Below are 21,033 nucleotides of genomic sequence, written 5' to 3'. Positions count from 1 at the left end.
GACCACCGCGACCGGTCAGGTCGGTGGCAGCGGCCGGGACAGCTTCGCCATCGGCGGTGAGATCACCAGGCTGGTGCTCGATGGTGGTGCGAATCTCTACTACAACGGCGAGAACGTCGATCCCGCCGAGTTCCTTCCCAACACCCTCTCCATCGAGAGCGANCGTCGCCCCGTCCATCGTGGTGGTTTTCGCCAGGCCGTCGCTCGCCGCGAGTTCGTAGTCCGCCCCCGGTGCACCCTCGATCGTCAGGACGTTCGATCCACCGGAGCTACCCGATCCGAGTTCGTCGGGATCGATCGCGTCACCGTTGCGGTAGACGGTAGCGTCGCCGTCGATGTCGAGACTCTGGATCTCGCCGAGGTAGGCGAAACTGTCGCGACCACCCTCGCCGACCTGGCCGGAGACGGTCCGACCATTGACGGAATCATTGGGGTCGGCTGCACCCATGACGGCGCTTTTGACGACACCGTCGGAGGTAGTGAACTCGAACTCAGCGTGGGTATCGCTCTCGATGGAGAGGGTGTTGGGAAGGAACTCGGCGGGATCGACGTTCTCGCCGTTGTAGTAGAGATTCGCACCACCATCGAGCACNGTGCTCGATGGTGGTGCGAATCTCTACTACAACGGCGAGAACGTCGATCCCGCCGAGTTCCTTCCCAACACCCTCTCCATCGAGAGCGACACTCACGCCGAGTTCGAGTTCACCACCTCCGACGGCGTCGTGAAAAGCGCCGTCATGGGTGCCGCCGACCCCAACGATTCCGTCAACGGTCGGACCGTCTCCGGCCAGGTCGGCGAGGGTGGCCGCGACAGCTTCGCCTACCTCGGCGAGATCCAGAGTCTCGACATCGACGGCGACGCCACCGTCTACCGGAATGGGTCGGTGCTCGCGAACCCGACACAAGCATCGAAAAAGCAGGACGCGCTGCCGTCGTTCGGGCGTCTGCCGTAACAGCAGTTGTCGACCGTCTTCGGTGACATCGGGCCGGCGAGCGGCTGGAAGGATAGCAATCGACAATGGCTATCATTCTCGGTAGTAGCTTACTGCCAGAACTGTTGATCGCCACGCGAGGCAGTCCGACAGAGTCTGGATTGAATCGACGCCTCAAGACCCGTACTGTGGTATCGCCGTGTCCGAAAGGCGTTCGTCGGGCGCTAGTGACGAGAGGGAGCTGAATCCGTGACGCCGTTACCAGTCGGGAGTTGCAGTCTCTAAAATCCGCATCGTCGTTCGTACAAGACCTTCCACAATGCTTATGCCCGCCGATTCGGTCGGTTAGAGTGATCGGTCGCATCCATGGGGCTTACCACAGGGCTGCGGTATCGCGTCGCGAGCACCCTCGGAACTGCTGTGCTCGTCGTAGGCGCGATCGTGGTAGCCAATCACCCGTTCGCTCAGCAGATCCTGACGTCGCTCCCCGTCTCGGGCCGACTCGTGCCCACGACACTCACCGACGGAGCGTTGACGGTGGCCGCAGCTACTGCCCTCGTCGTGGTGTTTATCGCACTTGGGCCACTGTTCAAGCCTCGGCCCCGCCGGATTCTCGACACCATCTCACTCACTGTCCGTCGGCTGTTTGCGGCGTGTCTCGCGCTTGCTGCGGTCGGCTACCTCGATTACACCTACCGACTTCCCCGGACTACGCTCGTAATGATGGCTGTGCTACTTGGGGTTTGGCTCCCCGCGTGGTTCGTCCTGATCCGTCGACGCCCTGCCGCCGGGAACCACCGCGCGGTGCTGGTCGGCGACGATCCGACTGCGATGGCCGAAATCTTCGAAACCACCGATCTCTCGATCGTGGGCTACGTCGCCCCTGCCATCCAGTACGACCCCACACCTGTAGGACAGGAATCAGCCACCCGATTCGCCGACGGTGGCACTCACCAGCAGCCTCGTCTCGACGACGTGGAGTGTCTCGGCGGGCTCTCACGGCTCGAAGAGGTCTTCGTCGAACACGACATCGACACTGCAGTGCTCGCATTCGAGCGATCGGATCGCGCGGAGTTCTTCGGCACGCTCGCGACATGTTACGACCACGGCGTGGCCGCGAAAGCCCACCGTAAACACGCCGACAGCGTCCTCACTACCGATACGAGTGTCGTCGGCCTCGTCGACATCCAACTCGAACCCTGGGACTGGGAAGACCGGGCGCTGAAGCGGCTGTTCGACATCGCGTTCGCCGCCACCGGGCTGATCGTGCTCCTGCCGATCATTCTCCCGATCGCGGTCGCGATCAAGCTCGATAGTCCGGGGCCAGTGCTCTACGGTCAGGAGCGCACCGCGGAGTTCGGCGAAACCGTCGAGATCTACAAGTTCCGGAGCATGGTCAACGATGCCGAGGCCGACACCGGCGCGAAGTTGAGCGAGGAGGACGCCGGCGGTATCGACTCCCGCGTCACCCGCACCGGGCGCATCCTCAGACGCACTCATCTCGACGAGATTCCTCAACTCTGGTCGATCCTCGTCGGCGATATGGCGGTCGTCGGCCCACGACCCGAACGTCCCGAACTCGATGCCGACATCGAGTCCGGCATTACCCAGTGGCGACGGCGGTGGTTCGTCAAACCCGGTCTGACCGGCCTCGCCCAGATCAATGGTGCCACTGGCCACGATCCCGAGCGGAAACTCCGGTACGACACCCAGTACATCCACCAGCAATCGTTCTGGGTCGATGTCCGGATCGTCGTTCGCCAGGTCTGGATGGTCATAAGTGATACACTAACGGTTGTCGCGACTGATGACAGCTCCGAGAAGTGATTCGACCGCCGACAGTACCACTGTCCGTGTTGTGATGTAGTCCTCCGAGAGAGTTGTCGGTCGCCGATGATAATCAATGTGAATATATGCCAAACCCACATGATCGATTCATATCGATATGCTGAAAACCCTTTTATAACATCGTCACAAACGCCACCACACGCAGTTCGACGAGGACAGTTATGACAGGAACAGAACTCATCTGGCGGATCGCGGGCGGTTCCGGTGACGGGATCGACTCGACCAGCCAGAGTTTCACCAAGGCGCTGATGCGGGCCGGATTGCACGTCTTCACCCACCGACACTATCCCTCGCGGATCCGGGGCGGGCACACCTACGTCGAGGTGCGCGCCGCAGAGCACGACGTGAAGTCGCGCGGCGACGGGTACAACTTCCTGCTGGCGCTCGGCGACAGCTTCGCGCGGAACCCCCAGGACGAGGCCTACTACGGCAACGAGGAGGCCAAGCCCCTCTCGGAGAACTTGGACGAGCTTCGGGAGGGCGGCGTGATCGTCTACGACGAGGGCTTGCTCGATGCCTCTGAGATCGACGACTTCGANTCGACCAACGCGTCGAAGAGAACGACTGGCACGTCTATCCGATGGATCTCCGCGGGATCGCCCGCGAACACGGCCGCGAGATCATGCGCAACACCGCCGGCGTTGCCGTGACGGCCGCCCTCCTCGGGATGGAGACCGATCCGTTCGAGGAGCTCATGAGCGACAACATGGGCGGGGACATTCTCGAGGACAACCTCACCGTTTTGGAGGAGGCCTACCAGCAGACGACAGAGTTGGAGCACACCCACGAGTTGGAAGCACCGACCGCCGAACCACACGACGAACAGCAGGTGCTGCTCAACGGCTCGAACGCGCTCGCCTACGGCGCGATCGACGAGGGCTGTCGGTTCATCGCGGGCTATCCGATGACGCCCTGGACCGACGTGTTCACCATCATGAGCCAGCACCTCCCCGAACTCGGCGGGATCTCCGANCGGTTCATCGCGGGCTATCCGATGACGCCCTGGACCGACGTGTTCACCATCATGAGCCAGCACCTCCCCGAACTCGGCGGGATCTCCGAGCAGGTCGAAGACGAGATCGCCGCTGCCGCCCTCGCTATCGGTGCTTCCCACGCCGGCGCGAAAGCCATGAGCGGGTCGTCCGGTGGCGGGTTCGCGCTGATGAGCGAGCCGCTCGGCCTCGCGGAGATGACCGAAACGCCCCTTGTCCTGGTCGAAGCGATGCGTGCCGGTCCCTCGACCGGGATGCCCACCAAACCCGAANCGGTTCATCGCGGGCTATCCGATGACGCCCTGGACCGACGTGTTCACCATCATGAGCCAGCACCTCCCCGAACTCGGCGGGATCTCCGAACAGGTCGAAGACGAGATCGCCGCCGCCGCCCTCGCCATCGGTGCCTCCCATGCGGGAGCGAAAGCCATGAGTGGCTCTTCGGGTGGCGGGTTCGCACTGATGTCCGAACCGCTCGGCCTCGCGGAGATGACCGAAACGCCCCTTGTCCTGGTCGAAGCGATGCGTGCCGGTCCCTCGACCGGGATGCCCACCAAACCCGAACAGGCCGATCTGGAGCACGTCCTCTACACCAGTCAGGGCGACTCNGTCCTGGTCGAAGCGATGCGTGCCGGTCCCTCGACCGGGATGCCCACCAAACCCGAACAGGCCGATCTGGAGCACGTCCTCTACACCAGTCAGGGCGACTCGAATCGCGTGGTGTTCGCGCCGGGCAACGTCGCGGAGTGTTACGATCAGGCTCGCGAAGCCTTCCGGGTGGCCTACGAGTACCAGATTCCCGCCGTGATCGTCATCGATCAAAAACTCTCGGGCGAGATGACCAACGTTCCGGAAGCTCACTTCGATCGCGAGCCCAACCCAGACTTGGGAAGCACGCTCACCGAAGAGGAGATCGCGGAGGCTCCCCACCACGCCTCGGGGAAGCTCAATCGCTTCCAGCACGATCCCGAGAATGGTGTGAGTCCGCGATCGATCCCCGGCCAAGAGGGCGGGCGCTACCTCGCCTCCGGCAACGAACACACCCCGCAAGGCCACATCTCGGAGGACCCCGACAACCGCGTCGCTCAGACCGACCGCCGCCTCCGCAAGCTCGATGCCATCCGCGACGACCTCGACAGTACCGACCTCGATCGCCAGACGGCGTATGGTCCCGACGATGCGGAATACGGGATCTTGGTCTGGGGCAGCCAGCAACCCACCGTCGAGGAGGCCGTCGACCGCTTGAATGAGGATGGCCACTCGGTGAAGGCACTCGGCGTGAGCGACCTCATGCCGTATCCCGAGGCCGACGTGACCGCATTCTTAGAGTCGGTCGAGGAGTGTCTGGTGGTGGAGATGAACGCGAGCGCACAGTTCCGCGGGCTCACCCAGAAGGAACTCGGACGGTTCGGCGAGAAACTCACAAGCCTGCTGAAATACAATGGCAACCCGTTCGAGCCGGGCGAGATCGTCGAGGGCTTCGACGTCCAGGTGAACGGTGGCAGTGAGCCACCGACGGCGCAAGTCCGACTCGAACCGGCGGCAGGTGATTAATCCATGAGCAAGTCATTCAGCGCGATCGGCAGTGCGGCACAGGACGACGAGATCGACCGCGAGGTGTTCACGCCGGGGATCGAACCCCAGGCGACGTGGTGTCCGGGGTGTGGTGACTTCGGCGTCCTCAAAGCTCTGAAAGGCGCGATGCCCGAAGTCGGGCGGACGCCCGACGAGACGCTTCTCGTCACGGGTATCGGCTGCTCCGGGAAATTATCGAGTTACTTCGAGTCGTACGGCGTGCACTCGATCCACGGCCGATCGTTGCCCGTCGCCCGGGCGGCGAAGCTCGCCAACCCAGGGTTGGAGGTGATCGCGGCGGGTGGTGACGGCGATGGCTACGGTATCGGTGGCAACCACTTCATGCACACCGCCCGCGAGAACCACGACATGACCTACATCNGACGGCGATGGCTACGGTATCGGTGGCAACCACTTCATGCACACCGCCCGCGAGAACCACGACATGACCTACATCGTGTTCAACAACGAGATCTTCGGACTCACGAAAGGTCAGACCTCGCCGACGAGCCCGAAGGGTCACAAATCGAAGACTCAGCCCCACGGCTCGGCCAAAGACCCCATTCGACCGCTCTCGATGGCACTGTCGGCGGGGGCGTCCTACGTTGCGCGGACGGCGGCGGTGAATCCTCGACAAGCGACCGAAGTCCTCGCGGAGGCGATCGAACACGACGGGTTCGCCCACGTCGACTTCCTCACCCAGTGTCCCACCTGGAACAAGGACGCCAAACAGTACGTCCCCTATACCGATGTTCAGCAATCCGACGAGTTCGACTTCGATGTGTCGGATCGACGTGAGGCCGCCGAGATGATGCACGAAACCGAGGACAAACTCTACGAGGGCGAAGTTCTCACGGGGCGGTTCTACGTCGACGAGGATCGACGATCCTACGGCGAGGAGAAGCGCCAGACCGGCGAGATGCCCGAGGATCCCCTCGCCGAGCGGTACTTCGACGACGACTACGAGTGGGAACGTAGCTACGACCTCCTCGACGTCCACAAGTAAGCCCTCCCGGGGTTCTGCCGACTCGATCCCGAGTTTCGGGTTCGGAAGATATTTTTTCGCGCACGCCAACTATCATCCATGAGCGCGGACGCTACCGAGGACCGCATCCTCTCCGTCTTGGAGGAGGATGCCCAAGCCTCGTACGCCGAGATCGCCGAACGAGCCGGGGTTTCGAAACCTACGGTTCGAAAGTACATCGAGAAACTCGAAGGCGACGGCGTGATCGTCGGCTACTCCGCGGACATCGACCCGAAAAAGCTCTCGGGCCGATCGATCGCGTTCGTCGGCATCGAAGTCGAGAGCGGACGCTACGTTGAGGCGACTCGCGAGCTCAAGAACGTCGACGATATCGAGACACTGTACAGTTCGAGCGGCGATCACACCCTGATGGCCGAAGTCCGTGCACCCGACGGCGATGCGGTCGGCGCAATCATTGCAGATGCCATCCTCCCGATCGACGGCGTCACCGCTGCGCATCCCTCCTTCCTTCAGGAACGGCTCAAGTGAGCCACTGGCGGCTGCTGTGACAGCCTGAACATTCCGAAGCAGCTGCTATCGAGAGAGGAAAACACCGCAGAAACGGTGTTCGGTCTCGTCCGGTCACAACGAACGCGTCAGCGTTCGAACGAACGGTCTGAGACGATCGGGAATCAGTCAGTCGAGATTACGATTCAGCTTCGGGCGCGTCTTCGATCTTCATGCCGTCGAGTTTCTCGACGATCCCGTCGATCTTGCCGTCGAGCTCCTCGACGAATTCGGCGGTGCGCTCGGTCGTGATTGCCCCCTGGCTCGATGGCTCGATGAGAGTCTCTTCTTCGAGCACGCGCAGCGAGTATCGCACCTTGTGGTGGGGGTAACCGGTCTCGTTCGACATCTTCACGATGCCGATCGGTTCGCTTTCGATCACGATACGCAGTACCTGGAGATGTCGCTCCAGCATATCGACTTCCTTTTCGAGTCGATCTATCATGGCACTTGTTAACTCGTGGAGAGACGGTTTAAAGGTTACTGCCGAGGGCGGCTACGATCGGTGGTGAGGCCAGCGTTGGGACCACCATCACGCGCGCCGACGATTCTCGTGAGAGATACGGACGCATATCGAATATACTTTCCGGCCGACGGTAGCCAACGGCGAAGAATGCCGAAAAATGGTGTTGGTTGGAGGAATGCTGGCTGATTCCGGTCGGGCGATGACCGACAGGCACACCGTAATCGGTTTATCCCGAACGTCGGAACCCTCGGCTATGACCGTAACGATCGTCGGCGCGCAGCTCGGCGACGAGGGCAAGGGCGGGATGGTCGACCGCTGGAGCGAGCCGGCCGACGTAGTCTGTCGATATCAGGGTGGCGACAACGCCGGCCACACCGTCGTGTACGACGACCCGACCGACGAGCGAACGGAATCGGACGACACGAGCGCAGAGTACAAACTCTCGCTCGTGCCGAGCGGCGCGGTCCGGGGAAAAACCGGCGTGCTCGGCAACGGCTGCGTCGTCAACCCCGCGACGCTGTTCGAGGAGATCGAAGGGCTCCGCAATCGTGGGCTCGATCCGGACGTTCGAGTCGCCGAACGCGCCCACGTCATCTTCCCGTATCACCGTGCGCTCGATGGGATCGAGGAGGACGCGAAGGACGACCACATCGGCACCACCGGCAACGGGATCGGGCCGGCCTACGAGGACAAGGCAGCGCGCCGCGGGATTCGGGTCGGCGACCTGCTCGATCCCGCAGTGCTCCGCGATCGCCTCGAATCCCTCGTCCCGCGAAAACGTGCACTGTGTGAGTCGGTGTACGACCGCGATCCGTCGGCGTTCGACGGCGCGTTCGATGTCGACGAGCTGTTCGCCGAGTATCGCGCATACGGCGAACGACTCGTCGACAACGACATGCCGGTGAACTGTGGCGCGTATCTCGACGAGCGCGTCGAGCGCGGCGAACAGCTCCTCTTCGAGGGTGCGCAGGGCACCGCGATCGACATCGACCACGGCAACTACCCCTTCGTGACCTCCTCGAATCCGACGGCGGGCGGTGCGGCCACGGGGACGGGCCTCGGACCGACCGTCGTCGGCAGTGGCGAAGTCATCGGCGTCGTCAAGGCGTATCTCTCACGGGTCGGAGCGGGTCCGCTCCCGACCGAGATGGGATTTGTCGAGGGGCAGACGCCAGCGGACAGTGGCAATCCCGATATGGCGGATCTCGCCGATCACATCCGTGAGGCTGGCGGCGAGTACGGCACCGTCACCGGCCGGCCGCGCCGGATCGGCTGGCTCGACATGCCGATGCTGCGTCACGCAGCGCGCGCGAGCGGGTTCACCGGACTCGCGATCAACCACGTCGACACGCTCGCGGGAATCGAGAAGCTTCAGGTGGGCCACGCCTACGAACTCGATGGCGAGACGGTCGAAACGATGCCAGCAACCACCGAGCGGTGGAGCGAGTGCGAGCCCCAGTACAAATCGTTCGACGGCTGGTCCGAGGCCGACTGGGACGCCGTCGCGAACGAGGGCTACGATGCACTGCCAGCGAACGCCCGGACCTACGTCGAGTACGTCAGCGACGAACTCGATGTCCCGATTTCGGCGATCGGCGTCGGCCCCGACCGCGAACAGACGATCGTCCTCGACGATCCGTTCCAATAACCCCCCCACTGTTTACTTCGTCGGGTGCGCTCGCTCCCTCGCGTTGCTCGGTCGCTCGCCCACCACTCCTCGCAAAACCTGGACTAAAAACACCCGCTCGCTCACTCCGTTCGCTCACGGCGAACCGCGCTCGCTACGCTCGTTCGCGGATGCTACGCTTCCCGCGACCGCTATCACACAGCACCGTCCGAGCCCTCACTCCCTCGGGGAGAGCTTCGCTCTTCCGTGCTCTCGTTCGCTTCGGCTCACGAGAACTCCGGTCGTTCGCCCTCGATCCACCAAGGAACCGCACCGTCACCACCACCGCCGAAGCCCTCGGCGTCTCACGCGAGCGGAGCGAGCGTGAGGCTCGTCGTGGAGCGAAGCGGAACGACGGCGCGCGCTCATTTCGTTCGCTGCTCGCTCCCTGCGGTCGCTCACGCGCCTCGCCCTCCATCCGCCAGGACCGCAACCACACAACAACCACACCGCCACCGCTCCCGCGGCCGCGCCGCCACCGCAACCGCACCGCCGCACCGCGGGCGAGCGCCACGTTTTTATCACCGCCGAACCTCGCTCCGCGCATGAATCGGGGTGAGCGCCGGTGAAGGAGTCGCTGATGGACATCATCCGGTGTCCGATGGACAAGCAGGAGCTCGAGCTCGAACCCATCCAACGAGACGACGACGAGGTGCTCGAAGGGCGGCTCGTCTGTACCGAGTGCGGCGAGGAGTACCCCATCGAAGAGGGGATCCCGAACCTCCTCCCGCCGGACATGCGCGACGACGCACCGGCCTGAGAATGTGGGGAGCTGACCGTGTCTGAGACGCTTGCCGTCCACCTCAACCGCGATCGCCTCCACTCGATCGAAGCCCCGGACAGCTTTGAGACCGCCGACTCGTTCGTGATCGAGATCGAGAACCACGGCGAGGCCGCCCACGCCCATCTCCGGCTCAACAACGGCCTCGCGGAGGTCGCTTCGCTCCCGTCGGGCAACCACTACATCCGGACCGGCGCGGTGAGTCGAGTGCCGGTCAGCGTTCACGATACCGGCCCCGTCCGGGGGACGCTCACCGTCGCCACCGCCTACGGCAGCGAAACTCACGATATCGCGGTTTCGGTCGAACCCACCGCCGGCAAACAGACCGTCGAGATCGACGAGTCACTGATTCAGGGGTCGAATCGATCGAGAACCACGACGCGCTCGTCCAACACGACGAGTACGACGAGCACGGGATCGTCGTCGGGCCGATCCGCGTCGCGACGGGCGTCCTCTCAGCCGTCGTCCTCCCATCATTCGTCGCGGCGATCGTCCGTCGGACAGTCGTCGGGCCTCGACACGCCGGTGTTGCTCGGCGGGACGGCACTCGTGATACTGCTCGGGGTCGGACTCCTGTTTCTCGAGGGCATCGCGATGTTCGTCGGCGCACTCGCCGTCCTCGGCGGACTCGTCGTCGCGGGCTATCTACTGCTTTACTGACGCTCGACGACGTTCTCGAAGTTCCCGTCGTCGTCGGTCCGTTTCGCCCGGAGATACCGCGCTCGATAGCGGTTCGCTCCATCGGCGACGTCGGCCTCGCGGATCTCGTCGGTTCGGCCATCGGCGACGGCACCCAGGATGTCCTCGATCTGGTTCTTTTCGCTCGGTGTCAGTTCGAATTCGTAGGTGCGTGACTCCTCGCTTTCGAGGATCGCCCACTGCCGAGCGGCGGCGATCACGAGCGAACACGGCTCCCGACACGGGAACGCGCCGTCGCCGCGCGGGACGTCGAGTTCCGTTTCGTCGTCCTCGTCCCACTCGCGGCGCTTGAGACACTGTGAGTCGACACAGCACGCGGCGGCGAGGTTCTCGACGCCCTCCGCGTCGAGTTCGTCGACTACCTGGTAAATCCCGGTCTGGCGGTCTGCGGTCTCGCGGAAGTGGGTCACGTCGAGGTCGCCCTCGCGCTCACGAGACCAGTTCGCCACCGTCGCCGGGTAGAAGAATTCGACTGTGCGAACGAGGTCACGGGCGTCGAGCCCCGCGAACCGCCAGCCGCGCCGAAGCGTCGGGGCGGTCTTCAACGGCCGATACCGGCCGTCCTCGTCGGCGGTGGCGATCTCGCGTGCATCGAGCGGGTCGTCGTGGAGTGCGAGCGCGTCGGGCTCCGTGTCGACGTCGTCGACGTGACGGAGCTCGTATACGCGCTCGCCGTCCTCGCCGAGTCCGGCCGTGACGAGGAGTTCACCCCACTCGCGGGAGAGTCCCTCGACGAGCGCTTCGTAGCGCTCGCGCACGCCGAGCTCATCGGCGCGCTCGATCCACCGGCAGTACGCCCGGCGAGTCTCGCTCGCACCCGCCCAGAAGTGCCAGTTCGAGACCAGCCACGGGTTTTCCTGTGCGAGCGCGTCGAGCGACTCCTCGTCGAGGCCCTCGTGGGTTGCCTCCGGGGTCGCGAAAGTGTACTCCTCGCCTGTCCGCTCGACTCGAAGCCCGTCGCACGAAACACCGTCGGCGGCGGCCTCGCGGAGCGCGTTCAACTGGGTGTCGTTCATTCAATCGCCCGCCGCGGCGGTGCCACGGGTTCGTTGGCGGACGAGATCGAGCGCGTTTCCGACGTCCGCGCCCGCGTCGGCCGCACGTTCGAGGAGGACGTCGGCCAACAGCGCCTCAGTTCCGACCGCGCCAGCGTACCAGATCCGGGTGTCGTCGACCGCGGCCGGCACGTCGTAGCCCTCACGGTAATCGTCGGTCAGCCCCATGTCCTCGGGGATGTCCTCCTGGGTGTGATACCCATCGGCGACGAAGAGGGGGACCACCACCACGTCCTCGGCCTCGAAGTACTCGGTCACGTCGTCGACTTCGGGTTCCTCGTCCATGAATAGCGCCTGAACCTCGTCGAACCGCCCGGTCTCGCGGACTCGCTCGGCGTGGTACTCGATTGCCTTCGCGGAGTTCTCGTTGCGGTCCGTGCCGTGACCGACGACGGCGATCCCGAACCCCTCGCCCACGTCGGGATCGCCGGTGACGGTTTCAGCGCGCTGGACGATCACGTCGGTCATCGATTCGTGGGTTCCCACGGGTCCACAGTAGTGGACGGTTTTCCCGACATCGTCGGCGGTGAGCGTGACGTGGTCGGCGTCGGTCCCATCGGAATCCCAGTCCGCGACGTCCCACCCCTCCAGGCGGAGTTCGCGCGGGATGACTTGCTCGGTGAAGTAGCCCTCGCTCACGAACAGCGGGACGACGTACACCTCCTCGCTTTCCACTGTGCGAAGCACCTCGCGGAACGAGGGCTCTTCCTTCCAGAACGCCTCGCGGACCTCGTCGAACGCGCCGGCCCCGCGTATCGTGTCGGCGTGGGCGAAGGCCGGATCGTGCGAGCCAGGGTTCAAGTGTGAGCCGTGGGCGGCGATGACGAGCGCCGGCATAACTAGTCGATTCGAAGGGCGCAGTAGGCTTATTGGCTTCGTCTCCGGAAAGCCGCTGCTCGAAACGACGGATCGCAAGCCGGCTGTCGAGGCTGAACGGTGACGGTTGGCGCTCGGGAGCGCACCAGAGGTGCGCGACTCGTGCGAGGGATGAGTGACGCGAGGTCGAAGACCGAGCGGAGCGAATCGGCTGGGGAGAGTGTGGCTTGCGGTTCTCATTTGTGTCGTGACTTGTGGTCGACGAGTCGCACGATTCGACGATTTTTGCGGACTGCTGACGATCTTTGTGAGCGCAGTCGTGACCCCAAATTCGTCGAATTTTTCGCTACACCGGCTGTTGATCGAGATATGTCGCTTGCAGCCGACACCCGCACGGCGGTCCGGCAGGTCCCATTCGTCCATCACGCGCTCCGCGCCGGAATCGTGAACTACACCGCCGCCGCCCGATTTCTCGACGTGGGCGAAACCGACGCGGTCACAGCCGCACTCCGCCGTTACGCCGAGGATCTTCCCGAGTACGAGACCGCACCCCGCGAGGCACGAGTGACGATGCGGAGCGGTCTCGGTGTCGAGAGCGAGGACGAAGCCAGGAGCGGTGCTGCCGACGAGCAGGACGTGCTGCTCGCAGTTGGTGGGGCCGAGCTCGTCGACGGCGGCTCGCTGACAGGCGTCCTCGCGACCGGCGCGGTCGACGCCCGGGCGCTCGCGACCGTACTCGATCGGCTCGCTGTCGAAGAGATCGGCGTCGCCGCGGCGGGCGTCGCTGGCGACACGCTGCTCGTGACGGTCGAGCGCCGCGACGGCCCCGATGCGGTGCGGCTCGTCGAGGACGCGCTGTCTGCGGTTCCGGAAGTACGGACTCCGACGGATTGAAACGCCGGCCCACGTAGGAGGGAGTGATGACGCTGCGCGTGACGAACACGCTGTCCGGGGAGAAAGAGCCGTTCGAGCCAGCTGATCCCGAGTCGGTGTTGCTCTACGTCTGTGGGCTCACGGTGTCCGCTCCGGCACACCTCGGCCACGCGCGCCTGTGGGTTCACGCCGACGTGATGGACCGCTGGCTCTCCGCCCGTGGCTACGACGTCCGCCACGTCGAGAACTTCACCGACGTGAACGAGAAGATCGTCGCGCAGATCGGGGCCGACGAGCGCGGCGACTCGGAGGACGCAGTCGCCCGAACGTTCATCCGCGAGACCGTCCGCGACATGCGCTCGCTCAATCTCAAGCGCGCGGAGGTCTACCCCCGCGTTTCGGAGCACGTCCCCGAGATCATCGATCTCGTCGAGACCCTGATCGAGAAAGGGTACGCCTACGAGTCGAGTGGGTCGGTGTACTTCGACGTCACCGAATTCGAGGAATACGGGAAACTCTCGAACCAGAACACCGAGGAACTCCAAGGGCAGGGCGATCCCGACGAGCGAGCCGAGAAACGCCACCCTGCGGACTTCGCACTCTGGAAGGCCGGGGCCGTGCCGCCCGAGGACCTCACCAACCACCGGCCGGCGGACGCCGATTCGATCGACGAGTCGAGCGGCGAGACGTGGAACTCCCCCTGGGGAGAGGGCCGTCCAGGATGGCATATCGAGTGCTCGGCGATGAGCATGGCCACTCTCGGCGAAACCCTCGACATTCACGTCGCCGGCCAGGACATCGCGTTCCCTCACAACGAAAACGAGATCGCTCAGAGCGAGGCCGCCACCGGGGAGACGTTCGCGCGCTACTGGCTTCACGTCCGGCTGCTCGAAACCGACGACGAGAAGATGAGTTCGAGTCTCGGGAACTACGCCACCGTCGACGAGGCGGTCGCGGATCTCGGCGCGAACGTCGTGCGAACGTTCCTGCTATCGGCGTCGTACAGCCAACGACAGACCTACAGTGACGCCACCATCGAAGAGGCAGCAGACCGCTGGGAGCGCCTCGAACGCGCCCACGAGCGCGCTATCGCAGCCATCGACGGCCCCGACGCACGGGCGAAAGTCGAGGATGGAGAGCTACGGGAGACGGTCACGGACGCCCAAGAGGCCTTCGAGACCGCGATGGACGACGACTTCAACACCCGCGCAGCGCTGTCGGCGCTCTCCGAGATGGCGACCGCTCTCAACGCTCACCTCGACGCGAACGAAGTGTACGACTACCGCGGACTCAAGGCGGCGATCGAGGCGTTCGAGGAACTCGGCGGCGAGGTCCTGGGTCTCGTGTTCGGCGGCAGCGGTGCAGACGGTGAGGCCAACGGCGATGGGACAGTCCACCTCGCCGACGAACTGGTCGAACTCGTGCTCGACGTCCGTGAATCCGAGCGCGCGGCAGGCAACTACGAGCGGGCCGACGACCTCCGAGCCGATCTCGAAGCGCTCGGTGTCACGATCGAGGACACCGACGACGGGCCTCGGTTCGATGTCGGGGACGTCAGATGAACACCGAAACACCCGTAGTATTCCGGCGTGACTGGCCGAAAGAATGAAATCAGGTGAACACTTTCTGCTCAGTCTTCCAGTCGCCGGTGCAGTACTCGCAGCGGTCGGCGATCGCTGTTCCTCGGGTCAACGAGCGGCGCTCGCTGGCTACGGGCTGAGTCTCGGCGTGCTGATCGACCTCGATCACTTCCTGCTCGCACGACTCCGTGTCGGCGACTGGCGACACGTCCGGAACTGTCTCCGGGACCCAAAGCGTGTGTTCTTCGATCAGAAGAACCTGTTCGAGGGCACCGGCGGGATGGCGAACCTCCGACTGCTGAGCCACGTCTTCATCGCTGGTCCCCTCACCGTGCTCACAGGATTGATCGATCGGCGACTCGGTATCATGACCGGTGCGGTGCTCTACGTCCACGTTCTCGCCGATCTCCTCCGAGACAACGAGATCGTTTAAGCGGCGATCGCGTCAAGCAGCAGGTTCGCACCGAGGTCTATCTCGCGCTCGGTGACGTCGAGCGGCGGGAGGACCCGGAGCGTCTTGTGACCACAGGCGAGCGTGAGCAGGCCGCGTTCGAACGCACGTTCGAGTGCGGCGTCGCGGGCCTCCGGCGTGTCGAATTCGAGCGCCAGCATCAGGCCCTTGCCGCGCACGTCGACCACTGGCTCGGGGTCGGCGTCGACGACGCGCTCGGTGAACTGACGGCCGCGTTCGGTCGCGTTCGCGAGGAGATCGTGTTCTTGGATGGCGTCGATCGTGAGCGCCCCCTGCATCGAGGAGAGGATGTCGCCCGCGCCCCACGTCGAGGAGAGCCGGCCTTCCTCCTCGGGGAACACGTCCGACCGCGAGATCGTCGCCCCGACTCGGAGTCCTTTCGCTGCGGTGATGACGTCGGGCTCGATCGGGTAGTGGTCCGCACCCCACCATTCGCCCGTTCGTCCCATTCCCGACTGGATCTCGTCGGCCACGAGCGCGATGTCGTACTCCTCACAGACCGCGGCGACTTCGGTCATGAACGCCTCGCTCGGTGGGTGATACCCCCCTTCGCCCTGGATCGGTTCCATGATGAGATAGGCGACCTCGTCGGGCGCGACCGAGCCGGCCGCTTCGCTCAGCATCCGACGGAGCTGTGATGTGTCCCCGGCGAAAAAGCCACACGAGCAGGAGTCGGCGTCACAGGATCGATCTCGGCAGAACGGCACGTCGTGGATCCCCGAAACTTCGGGAAAGTCGCGGCGGTACACCTGCTTCGATCGATTGAGCGAGAGCGCACCGAGCGTTCGGCCGTGGAACGCGCCTTCGAAGGTGATCCCATACGAGCCACCGCCGTCGTAGCAGATCTTGATCGCGTTCTCGACCGCCTCCGCACCGGAGTTCGAGAGAAAGACGCTATCCATCCCGTACTCGCCGGTGATGTCGGTCAGTCGCTCCATCAACCCTGCCGGCCCCGGGAAGTCGGGATCGTCGGCCGGTCCCGATCCCACATAAAAGTCGTGACCCGCGATCTTCAGCGGATCCACGAGATCGAACTCCGCCATCGGCTCCATGATCTTGGGGTTGTTGTACCCGAGCGGTGCGGCCCCGACGTGGCAGGTGAAATCCATCAGAACGTTGCCGTCGACGTCGGTGCAGAACGGGCCGTCAGCGGGGGCGGTCGGGTCCCAGACGAACTCGTAGACGTGGGTGCTCGGCGCGGCGACACGGTGCTGGCGATCGACCCACTCCGTGGCTCGCTCGCCCGGGAACCCCCGGACGCGTGGCTCCGCAGTATCACGGTCCATGTAGCCGTCGGACGGGCCGGGGTCTTAACTAATTCGTTGTGGTTCGGTCAATACTTGCATCAGACGTCGACGTACTGCGATTCCCACTCGCGGCGCGCGTCGATCTCGCGGCGGCCGCGGCGAGTGAGATCGTAGTAGTTGGTCCGCCGGTCGAGCTGACCCTTTTCGACCAGTCCCTTCTCGACCAGCGTATCGAGATTCGGATACAGCCGCCCGTGGTGTATCTCGGACTCGTAGTACTCCTCGAGCTCTTCTTTGACTGCCAGACCGTGTGGTTCGTCCTGGCCCGCGATGGTGTACAACAGGTCGCGCTGAAAGCCGGTGAGATCGTGCATGATATGATTCACCAATATGTGTTTGATTATCATAAATATGTCGGAACTGTCCACCGCCGGGAACGACGGTACCGAGCACAATACGTGATCCACATCGGATTTACGAGGGTTTCATCCGTCACTCGGTTCGATCGTATCAACCACTCACCAGCATCACCGTCACGATATATGAGAAGTCATGTCAGTGACGATCGATCGCAAGCGTCGCCACTTGGTTTCGTAGATCATAGGAAAGCAGCCGGCGCGGGAGAAAAGCCCGCGTCGGCGGCTTGCCGCCCTGAATTGGTCCCCGCTGACGCTTCGGCCCTCCAAGCGAAGCGTCACTCATACCCAACGGACAGTCACACTTAACGCTATCGGCCAGTGCTCACATATGCTCCTCTTCGAGCGCCCACCCGAGGGCGCGGCGGTAGTAGGTGAACATCTGCCTGACGCCCTCGTGGTTCATCTCCTCGTCGTCCAACTCCTCCATGAGAAACTCGTACTGGTCGCGAATCTCCTCTTCGGAGCGCATATCCCGAGTACGGGCGAGCGCGTCAAGAACCTTGACCCGTCGGTCGCAGCCGAACTACTCGCGCCGCGAGTGCTCGATGCCTCGTCGGGAATCTACACCAGTGGCCGGCGGTGACGCGCGGGAGCGCGCCCACGGCGCGCGACTCGCGCGAGGGATGAGCGAGTGAGCGCAGCGAACGAAGGAGTCGGCTGGGGAGGGTGTGGCTCGCGGTCTCTCACTAGTGTCGTGATCGTCGCGGACGAATCGGTATCGTCGTCAGATGTCGCGTCGGGTTGTCGAATTTGCCCGATGAACGACATTACGCTCGGTCGAGCCGCGAGAGGCCGTGCCAGACAGCGTTCACGAGACGCGTCTCGTCCTTCCCCTCGGCATCGTTCCAACCGTGGGCGAGCGCGTCCTCGATGACGTCGTGCGAGTGGTTCTCGAAGTTGTTCGCTCCTCGAAACGCTTCGAGCGCTTCGCGATCGGTCTCGTCGAACGATCCATCAGGCGTCGCACCGTCGAATCCTGCCGCGCCGAGCGCCGCCGCGACCGCTTCGGCAGTTTCGCCGTCGAGATTTCGGGTTTCGGCTGGCGGTTCGCGTTCGAGCAGCGTGACGTCGTACAGCCGGAAGACACGTTCGAGTTCGTCGATCGGGTGCTCGTGGTCGTCGACACGGACATCGATCCAGCGGTCGTTGCCGCCGTCGTACCCCCCGTCAGGTTTCACCACGTAGAGCGCCGCGCTCTGTTCGCCGCGCTTGTCGCCGCCGGCCTCGTTGCCCGCCTGCAGCGCGGCGATGAGTTTCTCGGGCAGACCACCCTCGGTGGTTTCGTAGGTCTCGGCCATCGCTTCGAGGGTGTCGGGGTTTTCGAGAATGTTGCCCTGGACGGTATAGGAGTCGCCCTGGATGTCGCCCGCGTACGCGAAGCAGTCCTCGCCGGTGAACGCCGCGACCGAGCCGTCCTGGCCCACGACGCCTGCCTGGCGATCGGGCGCGTCCTCGTCGGCTTCGGTCAGTCGCTCGACGACCTCGCTCGCCGAGTGGCCCTCGCGCAGCAGATCGAGTCCGTCGGGGCCGTAGGCGACGTTCGCGAAGCTCTGGGTCGCGATCGCGCCCGCGTCGGCGCTCGCGAACGGGACCACGGAGCCCACGCTGACGAACTTCGACTGGACCGCGACGCCCACCGCATTCTGGTCGGGATCTCGCGCGACGATCGAGAACGTGCTCGGCCGGGGAGTCGGCATACCACCGCGAGGCAGGCCACCGGCAAAAGTGTGGTTCCCGGTGGCTATCTCGGCTGTGCTGCTGCTGGGCAGAAGCGGTCGGCGCGCGGGAGCGCCGGAGGCGCGACTCGCGCGAGGGATGACTGAGCGAGCGCAGCGAGCGAAGGAATCGGTTGGGGAGGAGCGTGGCGTGGTGTGGAACGGTTGCTGGGATGGCTACTATCCGCGCGAGTGGAGCGAGCGGGAGTTTTTAGTCCAGGTTTTTGGACGGGGTCGGCGGAACCGGGAAGCGGTTCCGCCTGCTCGTGGGACGCGAAGCGTCCCACGCTGTTCGACCGAGCGTCATCAGAACGCTTCGCGTTCTGATTGGCAGTCAGAAATCTTCGATTTCTGACGACGCCCGGAGGCGCGAGGGAGGACCCCGTGTAAAAAAGTGGGTCGAAAGCGATTAACCGCCCCCGCGCACACCGCCGATGAATGGTCGGCAGCGTCGACGAGTCGGAGTCGCTGTTCTCTCTGCGCGAGATCCTCGTAATCGGGTGGATTGGGCTCACGTCGGTCGTCGCTGCCAACGTCATCATCAGATGGACCAACGGCGGATTGATCGAGAAGATTCAGGGCGCGACACCCACGTACTGGCCGATCAGTATTTTCACGTTCCGGCTGGGCCGTCTTCGACCGGCGTGGGCGATCGGCGCGACGGTTGCCGCGATCGTCGTGTTCGTCGTGACTGGTGCGTACTGCTGCCGGCGGAAGAACCGGCTCGCGCCGGTGATCGTGACGGGTCTCGTCCTGCTCGGCCTCTCGAATCTCGTCCACGGGTTCGACCACGGGTTCGTTGCCCCGCTCGCTACTCGCGAAGGATACTACCAGATGGCACCCGGTATCGCCGATCCGCTCGCGTTCATCCGGGACTACGAGGCGAATCAGCTCTCGTACGTCGTTCACGCGCGCACGCACCCGCCCGGATCGGTGCTCACGTTCACGCTGTTCGACCGGGTGTTCGGCTCACGCGCGCTCATTTCGGCCGCCATCGCGCTCGTCTCGCTGCCGACCTCCGCCGTCCTCCTCTACCGGCTCGTCGGGACGTATTACGAGCGCGACGTCGCGTGGTACGTCACCGTCCTGTTCGTCCTCCTGCCCGCGGTCCAGATCTACTATCTCGCCTCGCTCGACGCGATCATCGCCACGCTCATGCTGGGTGCCGTGTACTTCTTCACCCGCAAATCGTGGTTCGCGACCCTCGGAACGTTTGCGTGTCTGCTCGTGGTGTCGTTCCAGATGTTCCTGTTCGTCTTCCTCTTGCCCGTGTTGGCCGCTATCGCCCTCGATCGCCGCGAGAAGCGCGTCCCGTTCGTGGCGATCCTCATCGGTCTCGTCGGATGGTACGCCCTCGTCGACGTCGCGCTCGGCTACGACTACCTCCACTCGTTTCTGCTCGCCTCGAACCAGCAGAACCCCGAGGGATTCCTGCTCACGGCCAAACCGGCGTGGTACGTCTACAGCCGCTTGGAGGACATCGCCGAGCTCGCGCTCTTTTTCACACCCTTCCTTTGCCTGCTCGCGATCCGCGGCGCGCGGGCGCTCCGACGGGATGTGCTCGGCAGCGGCGGATGGCTCCCGGCGAACGCATCCGAGCGCGAACCCGTGCTGATCGCCGGGGTCGCCATCGGGTCGTTCGCCGCGCTGCTCGCGGCAGGGGTCTATCACACCGGCGAGACCGCCCGGGGTGCGATGTATCTCTATCCGTTCCTGTTGCTGCCGGTTGCGGCCGCGGTGAAGCGGACCGCCCCCGCCGAGCGCGAGCGGTGGCTGCTCGCTGCGGCGGTGTTCGGGCAGTCACTCCTGATGCAGCTCGTCGGCGGTTACCTATGGTGAACCTCCTCGATCGTTTCGATCTCTTCCCCCGGACGATCGCTTTTCGGCCGTGAGCGGTTGGCGAGCAGTGAGGGTACAGTCGAAGGCAGGATGTTCGACGACGTGGCGCATGAGTAGGTGGCGTCGGCCGCCGGTCACGCCGGGCACGTCGACGTCCGCCGCGGTGAACGTCGCCGGTAGCGTCGCGTACTGCTCCCGGAGCGCTGCAAACCCGTCGAACACCTTTCGATGGCCCGACGAATCCGCACCACGGCGCGAGACGACGTAGCTCCCGTCGGCCCGGTGGGTCCCGACCGTGTGGACGTACTCACAGCGCTCGGTTAGCGCCTCACCAAGCTCCGCACGGAGCGCGGCGGCTGCATCCCTGTCTACGGTGTGTGTCCGTCCGGGAAGCGAGACGACGACACGATCGCCGTCGGATCGAACCGATACTTCATCGCCGGAGAATTTCTCGATCAGGAGCGTGATCACTCCATGACATACGACTCGGAATTCCCCGTCGATCACAATAAACCCTCGTGGTCGTG

18 protein-coding genes and 3 pseudogenes are annotated in these 21,033 nt (G+C 64.2%); 13 read left to right on the top strand and 8 right to left on the bottom strand.

What is annotated here, in order from left to right; translation table 11 throughout:
* Positions 1 to 1,298: 1,298 nt before the first annotated feature.
* From C449_RS06040 to lrpA1, 6 genes and pseudogenes are all read left to right on the top strand, one after another.
* Positions 1,299 to 2,759, top strand: a complete 1,461-nt coding sequence (locus C449_RS06040) for a sugar transferase (RefSeq protein ID WP_006077085.1) — start codon at positions 1,299 to 1,301, stop codon at positions 2,757 to 2,759.
* Between the two features lie 182 nt (positions 2,760 to 2,941).
* Positions 2,942 to 4,044: pseudogene (locus C449_RS06035) on the top strand (2-oxoacid:acceptor oxidoreductase family protein); the annotation flags it as partial.
* A gap of 1 nt (position 4,045) precedes the next feature.
* Positions 4,046 to 4,849, top strand: a pseudogene (locus tag C449_RS18980) (hypothetical protein); the annotation flags it as partial.
* Entirely contained in the window at positions 4,829 to 5,326 is a 498-nt protein-coding gene (locus C449_RS18975) for a hypothetical protein (RefSeq protein ID WP_394295349.1), read from the top strand. The pseudogene C449_RS18980 and the gene C449_RS18975, both read left to right, overlap by 21 nt.
* A gap of 3 nt (positions 5,327 to 5,329) precedes the next feature.
* Positions 5,330 to 6,353: pseudogene (locus tag C449_RS06025) on the top strand (thiamine pyrophosphate-dependent enzyme).
* A 78-nt stretch (positions 6,354 to 6,431) separates the two neighbouring features.
* The gene (gene lrpA1 / locus C449_RS06020) at positions 6,432 to 6,860 is read left to right on the top strand and encodes an HTH-type transcriptional regulator LrpA1 (RefSeq protein ID WP_006077081.1); all 429 of its coding nucleotides are present in this window, start codon (positions 6,432 to 6,434) and stop codon (positions 6,858 to 6,860) included.
* Between the two features lie 157 nt (positions 6,861 to 7,017).
* On the opposite strand, the gene C449_RS06015 is transcribed toward lrpA1, so the two are convergent.
* The gene (locus C449_RS06015) at positions 7,018 to 7,323 is read right to left on the bottom strand and encodes a hypothetical protein (protein WP_006077080.1); all 306 of its coding nucleotides are present in this window, start codon (positions 7,321 to 7,323) and stop codon (positions 7,018 to 7,020) included.
* Positions 7,324 to 7,597: 274 nt separating this feature from the next.
* Between C449_RS06015 and C449_RS06010 the strand changes: the two genes are divergently transcribed.
* The 3 genes from C449_RS06010 to C449_RS06000 all read left to right on the top strand — a co-directional run bounded on the left by C449_RS06010 (position 7,598) and on the right by C449_RS06000 (position 10,451).
* Complete coding sequence (locus tag C449_RS06010) at positions 7,598 to 8,992, top strand: adenylosuccinate synthase (protein WP_006077079.1); 1,395 nt, start codon at positions 7,598 to 7,600, stop codon at positions 8,990 to 8,992.
* 583 nt (positions 8,993 to 9,575) lie between these two features.
* A complete protein-coding gene (locus C449_RS06005; RefSeq protein ID WP_193790519.1) occupies positions 9,576 to 9,770 on the top strand; it encodes a methytransferase partner Trm112 in 195 nt (64 codons plus the stop codon).
* Between the two features lie 18 nt (positions 9,771 to 9,788).
* Positions 9,789 to 10,451, top strand: a complete 663-nt coding sequence (locus C449_RS06000; protein ID WP_006077078.1) for a DUF7524 family protein — start codon at positions 9,789 to 9,791, stop codon at positions 10,449 to 10,451.
* On the opposite strand, the gene C449_RS05995 is transcribed toward C449_RS06000, so the two are convergent.
* Together C449_RS05995 and C449_RS05990 are read right to left on the bottom strand one after the other, a co-directional pair.
* A complete protein-coding gene (locus tag C449_RS05995; RefSeq protein WP_006077077.1) occupies positions 10,445 to 11,506 on the bottom strand; it encodes a DR2241 family protein in 1,062 nt (353 codons plus the stop codon). The genes C449_RS06000 and C449_RS05995 overlap by 7 nt on opposite strands.
* Complete coding sequence (locus C449_RS05990) at positions 11,507 to 12,382, bottom strand: CbiX/SirB N-terminal domain-containing protein (protein ID WP_006077076.1); 876 nt, start codon at positions 12,380 to 12,382, stop codon at positions 11,507 to 11,509.
* A 348-nt stretch (positions 12,383 to 12,730) separates the two neighbouring features.
* Here C449_RS05990 and C449_RS05985 point away from each other — a divergent pair, with 348 nt between their 5' ends.
* The 3 genes from C449_RS05985 to C449_RS05975 are packed head-to-tail and all read left to right on the top strand — an operon-like array spanning position 12,731 to position 15,247.
* Positions 12,731 to 13,255, top strand: coding sequence for a DUF7523 family protein (locus C449_RS05985; RefSeq protein WP_006077075.1), 525 nt, complete (start codon positions 12,731 to 12,733; stop codon positions 13,253 to 13,255).
* Positions 13,256 to 13,281: 26 nt separating this feature from the next.
* On the top strand, positions 13,282 to 14,796 hold the full coding sequence (gene cysS / locus C449_RS05980) for a cysteine--tRNA ligase (RefSeq protein WP_006077074.1): 1,515 nt from the start codon (positions 13,282 to 13,284) through the stop codon (positions 14,794 to 14,796).
* 43 nt (positions 14,797 to 14,839) lie between these two features.
* Positions 14,840 to 15,247 (top strand): hypothetical protein, encoded by a 408-nt coding sequence (locus tag C449_RS05975; RefSeq protein WP_006077073.1) that lies wholly within the window; start codon positions 14,840 to 14,842, stop codon positions 15,245 to 15,247.
* Here C449_RS05975 and C449_RS05970 read toward each other — a convergent pair.
* From C449_RS05970 to C449_RS05960, 4 genes are all read right to left on the bottom strand, one after another.
* Complete coding sequence (locus tag C449_RS05970) at positions 15,244 to 16,572, bottom strand: class-III pyridoxal-phosphate-dependent aminotransferase (RefSeq protein ID WP_006077072.1); 1,329 nt, start codon at positions 16,570 to 16,572, stop codon at positions 15,244 to 15,246. The genes C449_RS05975 and C449_RS05970 overlap by 4 nt on opposite strands.
* 59 nt (positions 16,573 to 16,631) lie before the next feature.
* On the bottom strand, positions 16,632 to 16,907 hold the full coding sequence (locus C449_RS05965; RefSeq protein ID WP_006077071.1) for a PadR family transcriptional regulator: 276 nt from the start codon (positions 16,905 to 16,907) through the stop codon (positions 16,632 to 16,634).
* A 367-nt stretch (positions 16,908 to 17,274) separates the two neighbouring features.
* Positions 17,275 to 17,421, bottom strand: a complete 147-nt coding sequence (locus C449_RS18260; protein WP_005044493.1) for a hypothetical protein — start codon at positions 17,419 to 17,421, stop codon at positions 17,275 to 17,277.
* A 298-nt stretch (positions 17,422 to 17,719) separates the two neighbouring features.
* Positions 17,720 to 18,649: a DUF1028 domain-containing protein gene (locus C449_RS05960; RefSeq protein ID WP_006077070.1), complete on the bottom strand. Its 930-nt coding sequence runs from the start codon at positions 18,647 to 18,649 to the stop codon at positions 17,720 to 17,722.
* 456 nt (positions 18,650 to 19,105) lie between these two features.
* On the opposite strand from C449_RS05960, the gene C449_RS05955 reads away from it, so the two are divergent.
* On the top strand, positions 19,106 to 20,506 hold the full coding sequence (locus C449_RS05955; RefSeq protein ID WP_006077069.1) for a hypothetical protein: 1,401 nt from the start codon (positions 19,106 to 19,108) through the stop codon (positions 20,504 to 20,506).
* Here C449_RS05955 and C449_RS05950 read toward each other — a convergent pair.
* Positions 20,498 to 20,977, bottom strand: coding sequence for a DUF7528 family protein (locus tag C449_RS05950; RefSeq protein ID WP_006077068.1), 480 nt, complete (start codon positions 20,975 to 20,977; stop codon positions 20,498 to 20,500). The genes C449_RS05955 and C449_RS05950 overlap by 9 nt on opposite strands.
* Between the last annotated feature and the right edge of the window lie 56 nt (positions 20,978 to 21,033).

Origin of the sequence: Halococcus saccharolyticus DSM 5350, assembly GCF_000336915.1 — an archaeon.
Taxonomy (GTDB): Archaea; Halobacteriota; Halobacteria; order Halobacteriales; family Halococcaceae; genus Halococcus; species Halococcus saccharolyticus.
The sequence above is the reverse complement of the archived record's forward strand: the minus strand, read 5'-3'. Positions and strand labels throughout refer to the sequence as shown.

Excerpts from the sequence above, each read along its gene's own strand:
- C449_RS06040 (WP_006077085.1), top strand. The coding sequence starts at position 1,299 with ATGGGGCTTACCACAGGGCTGCGGTATCGCGTCGCGAGCACCCTCGGA.
- lrpA1 (WP_006077081.1), top strand. The coding sequence starts at position 6,432 with ATGAGCGCGGACGCTACCGAGGACCGCATCCTCTCCGTCTTGGAGGAG.
- C449_RS06015 (WP_006077080.1), bottom strand. The coding sequence starts at position 7,323 with ATGATAGATCGACTCGAAAAGGAAGTCGATATGCTGGAGCGACATCTC.
- C449_RS06010 (WP_006077079.1), top strand. The coding sequence starts at position 7,598 with ATGACCGTAACGATCGTCGGCGCGCAGCTCGGCGACGAGGGCAAGGGC.
- C449_RS05995 (WP_006077077.1), bottom strand. The coding sequence starts at position 11,506 with ATGAACGACACCCAGTTGAACGCGCTCCGCGAGGCCGCCGCCGACGGT.
- C449_RS05990 (WP_006077076.1), bottom strand. The coding sequence starts at position 12,382 with ATGCCGGCGCTCGTCATCGCCGCCCACGGCTCACACTTGAACCCTGGC.
- C449_RS05985 (WP_006077075.1), top strand. The coding sequence starts at position 12,731 with ATGTCGCTTGCAGCCGACACCCGCACGGCGGTCCGGCAGGTCCCATTC.
- cysS (WP_006077074.1), top strand. The coding sequence starts at position 13,282 with ATGACGCTGCGCGTGACGAACACGCTGTCCGGGGAGAAAGAGCCGTTC.
- C449_RS05975 (WP_006077073.1), top strand. The coding sequence starts at position 14,840 with ATGAAATCAGGTGAACACTTTCTGCTCAGTCTTCCAGTCGCCGGTGCA.
- C449_RS05970 (WP_006077072.1), bottom strand. The coding sequence starts at position 16,572 with ATGGACCGTGATACTGCGGAGCCACGCGTCCGGGGGTTCCCGGGCGAG.
- C449_RS05965 (WP_006077071.1), bottom strand. The coding sequence starts at position 16,907 with ATGCACGATCTCACCGGCTTTCAGCGCGACCTGTTGTACACCATCGCG.
- C449_RS18260 (WP_005044493.1), bottom strand. The coding sequence starts at position 17,421 with ATGCGCTCCGAAGAGGAGATTCGCGACCAGTACGAGTTTCTCATGGAG.
- C449_RS05960 (WP_006077070.1), bottom strand. The coding sequence starts at position 18,649 with ATGCCGACTCCCCGGCCGAGCACGTTCTCGATCGTCGCGCGAGATCCC.
- C449_RS05955 (WP_006077069.1), top strand. The coding sequence starts at position 19,106 with ATGGTCGGCAGCGTCGACGAGTCGGAGTCGCTGTTCTCTCTGCGCGAG.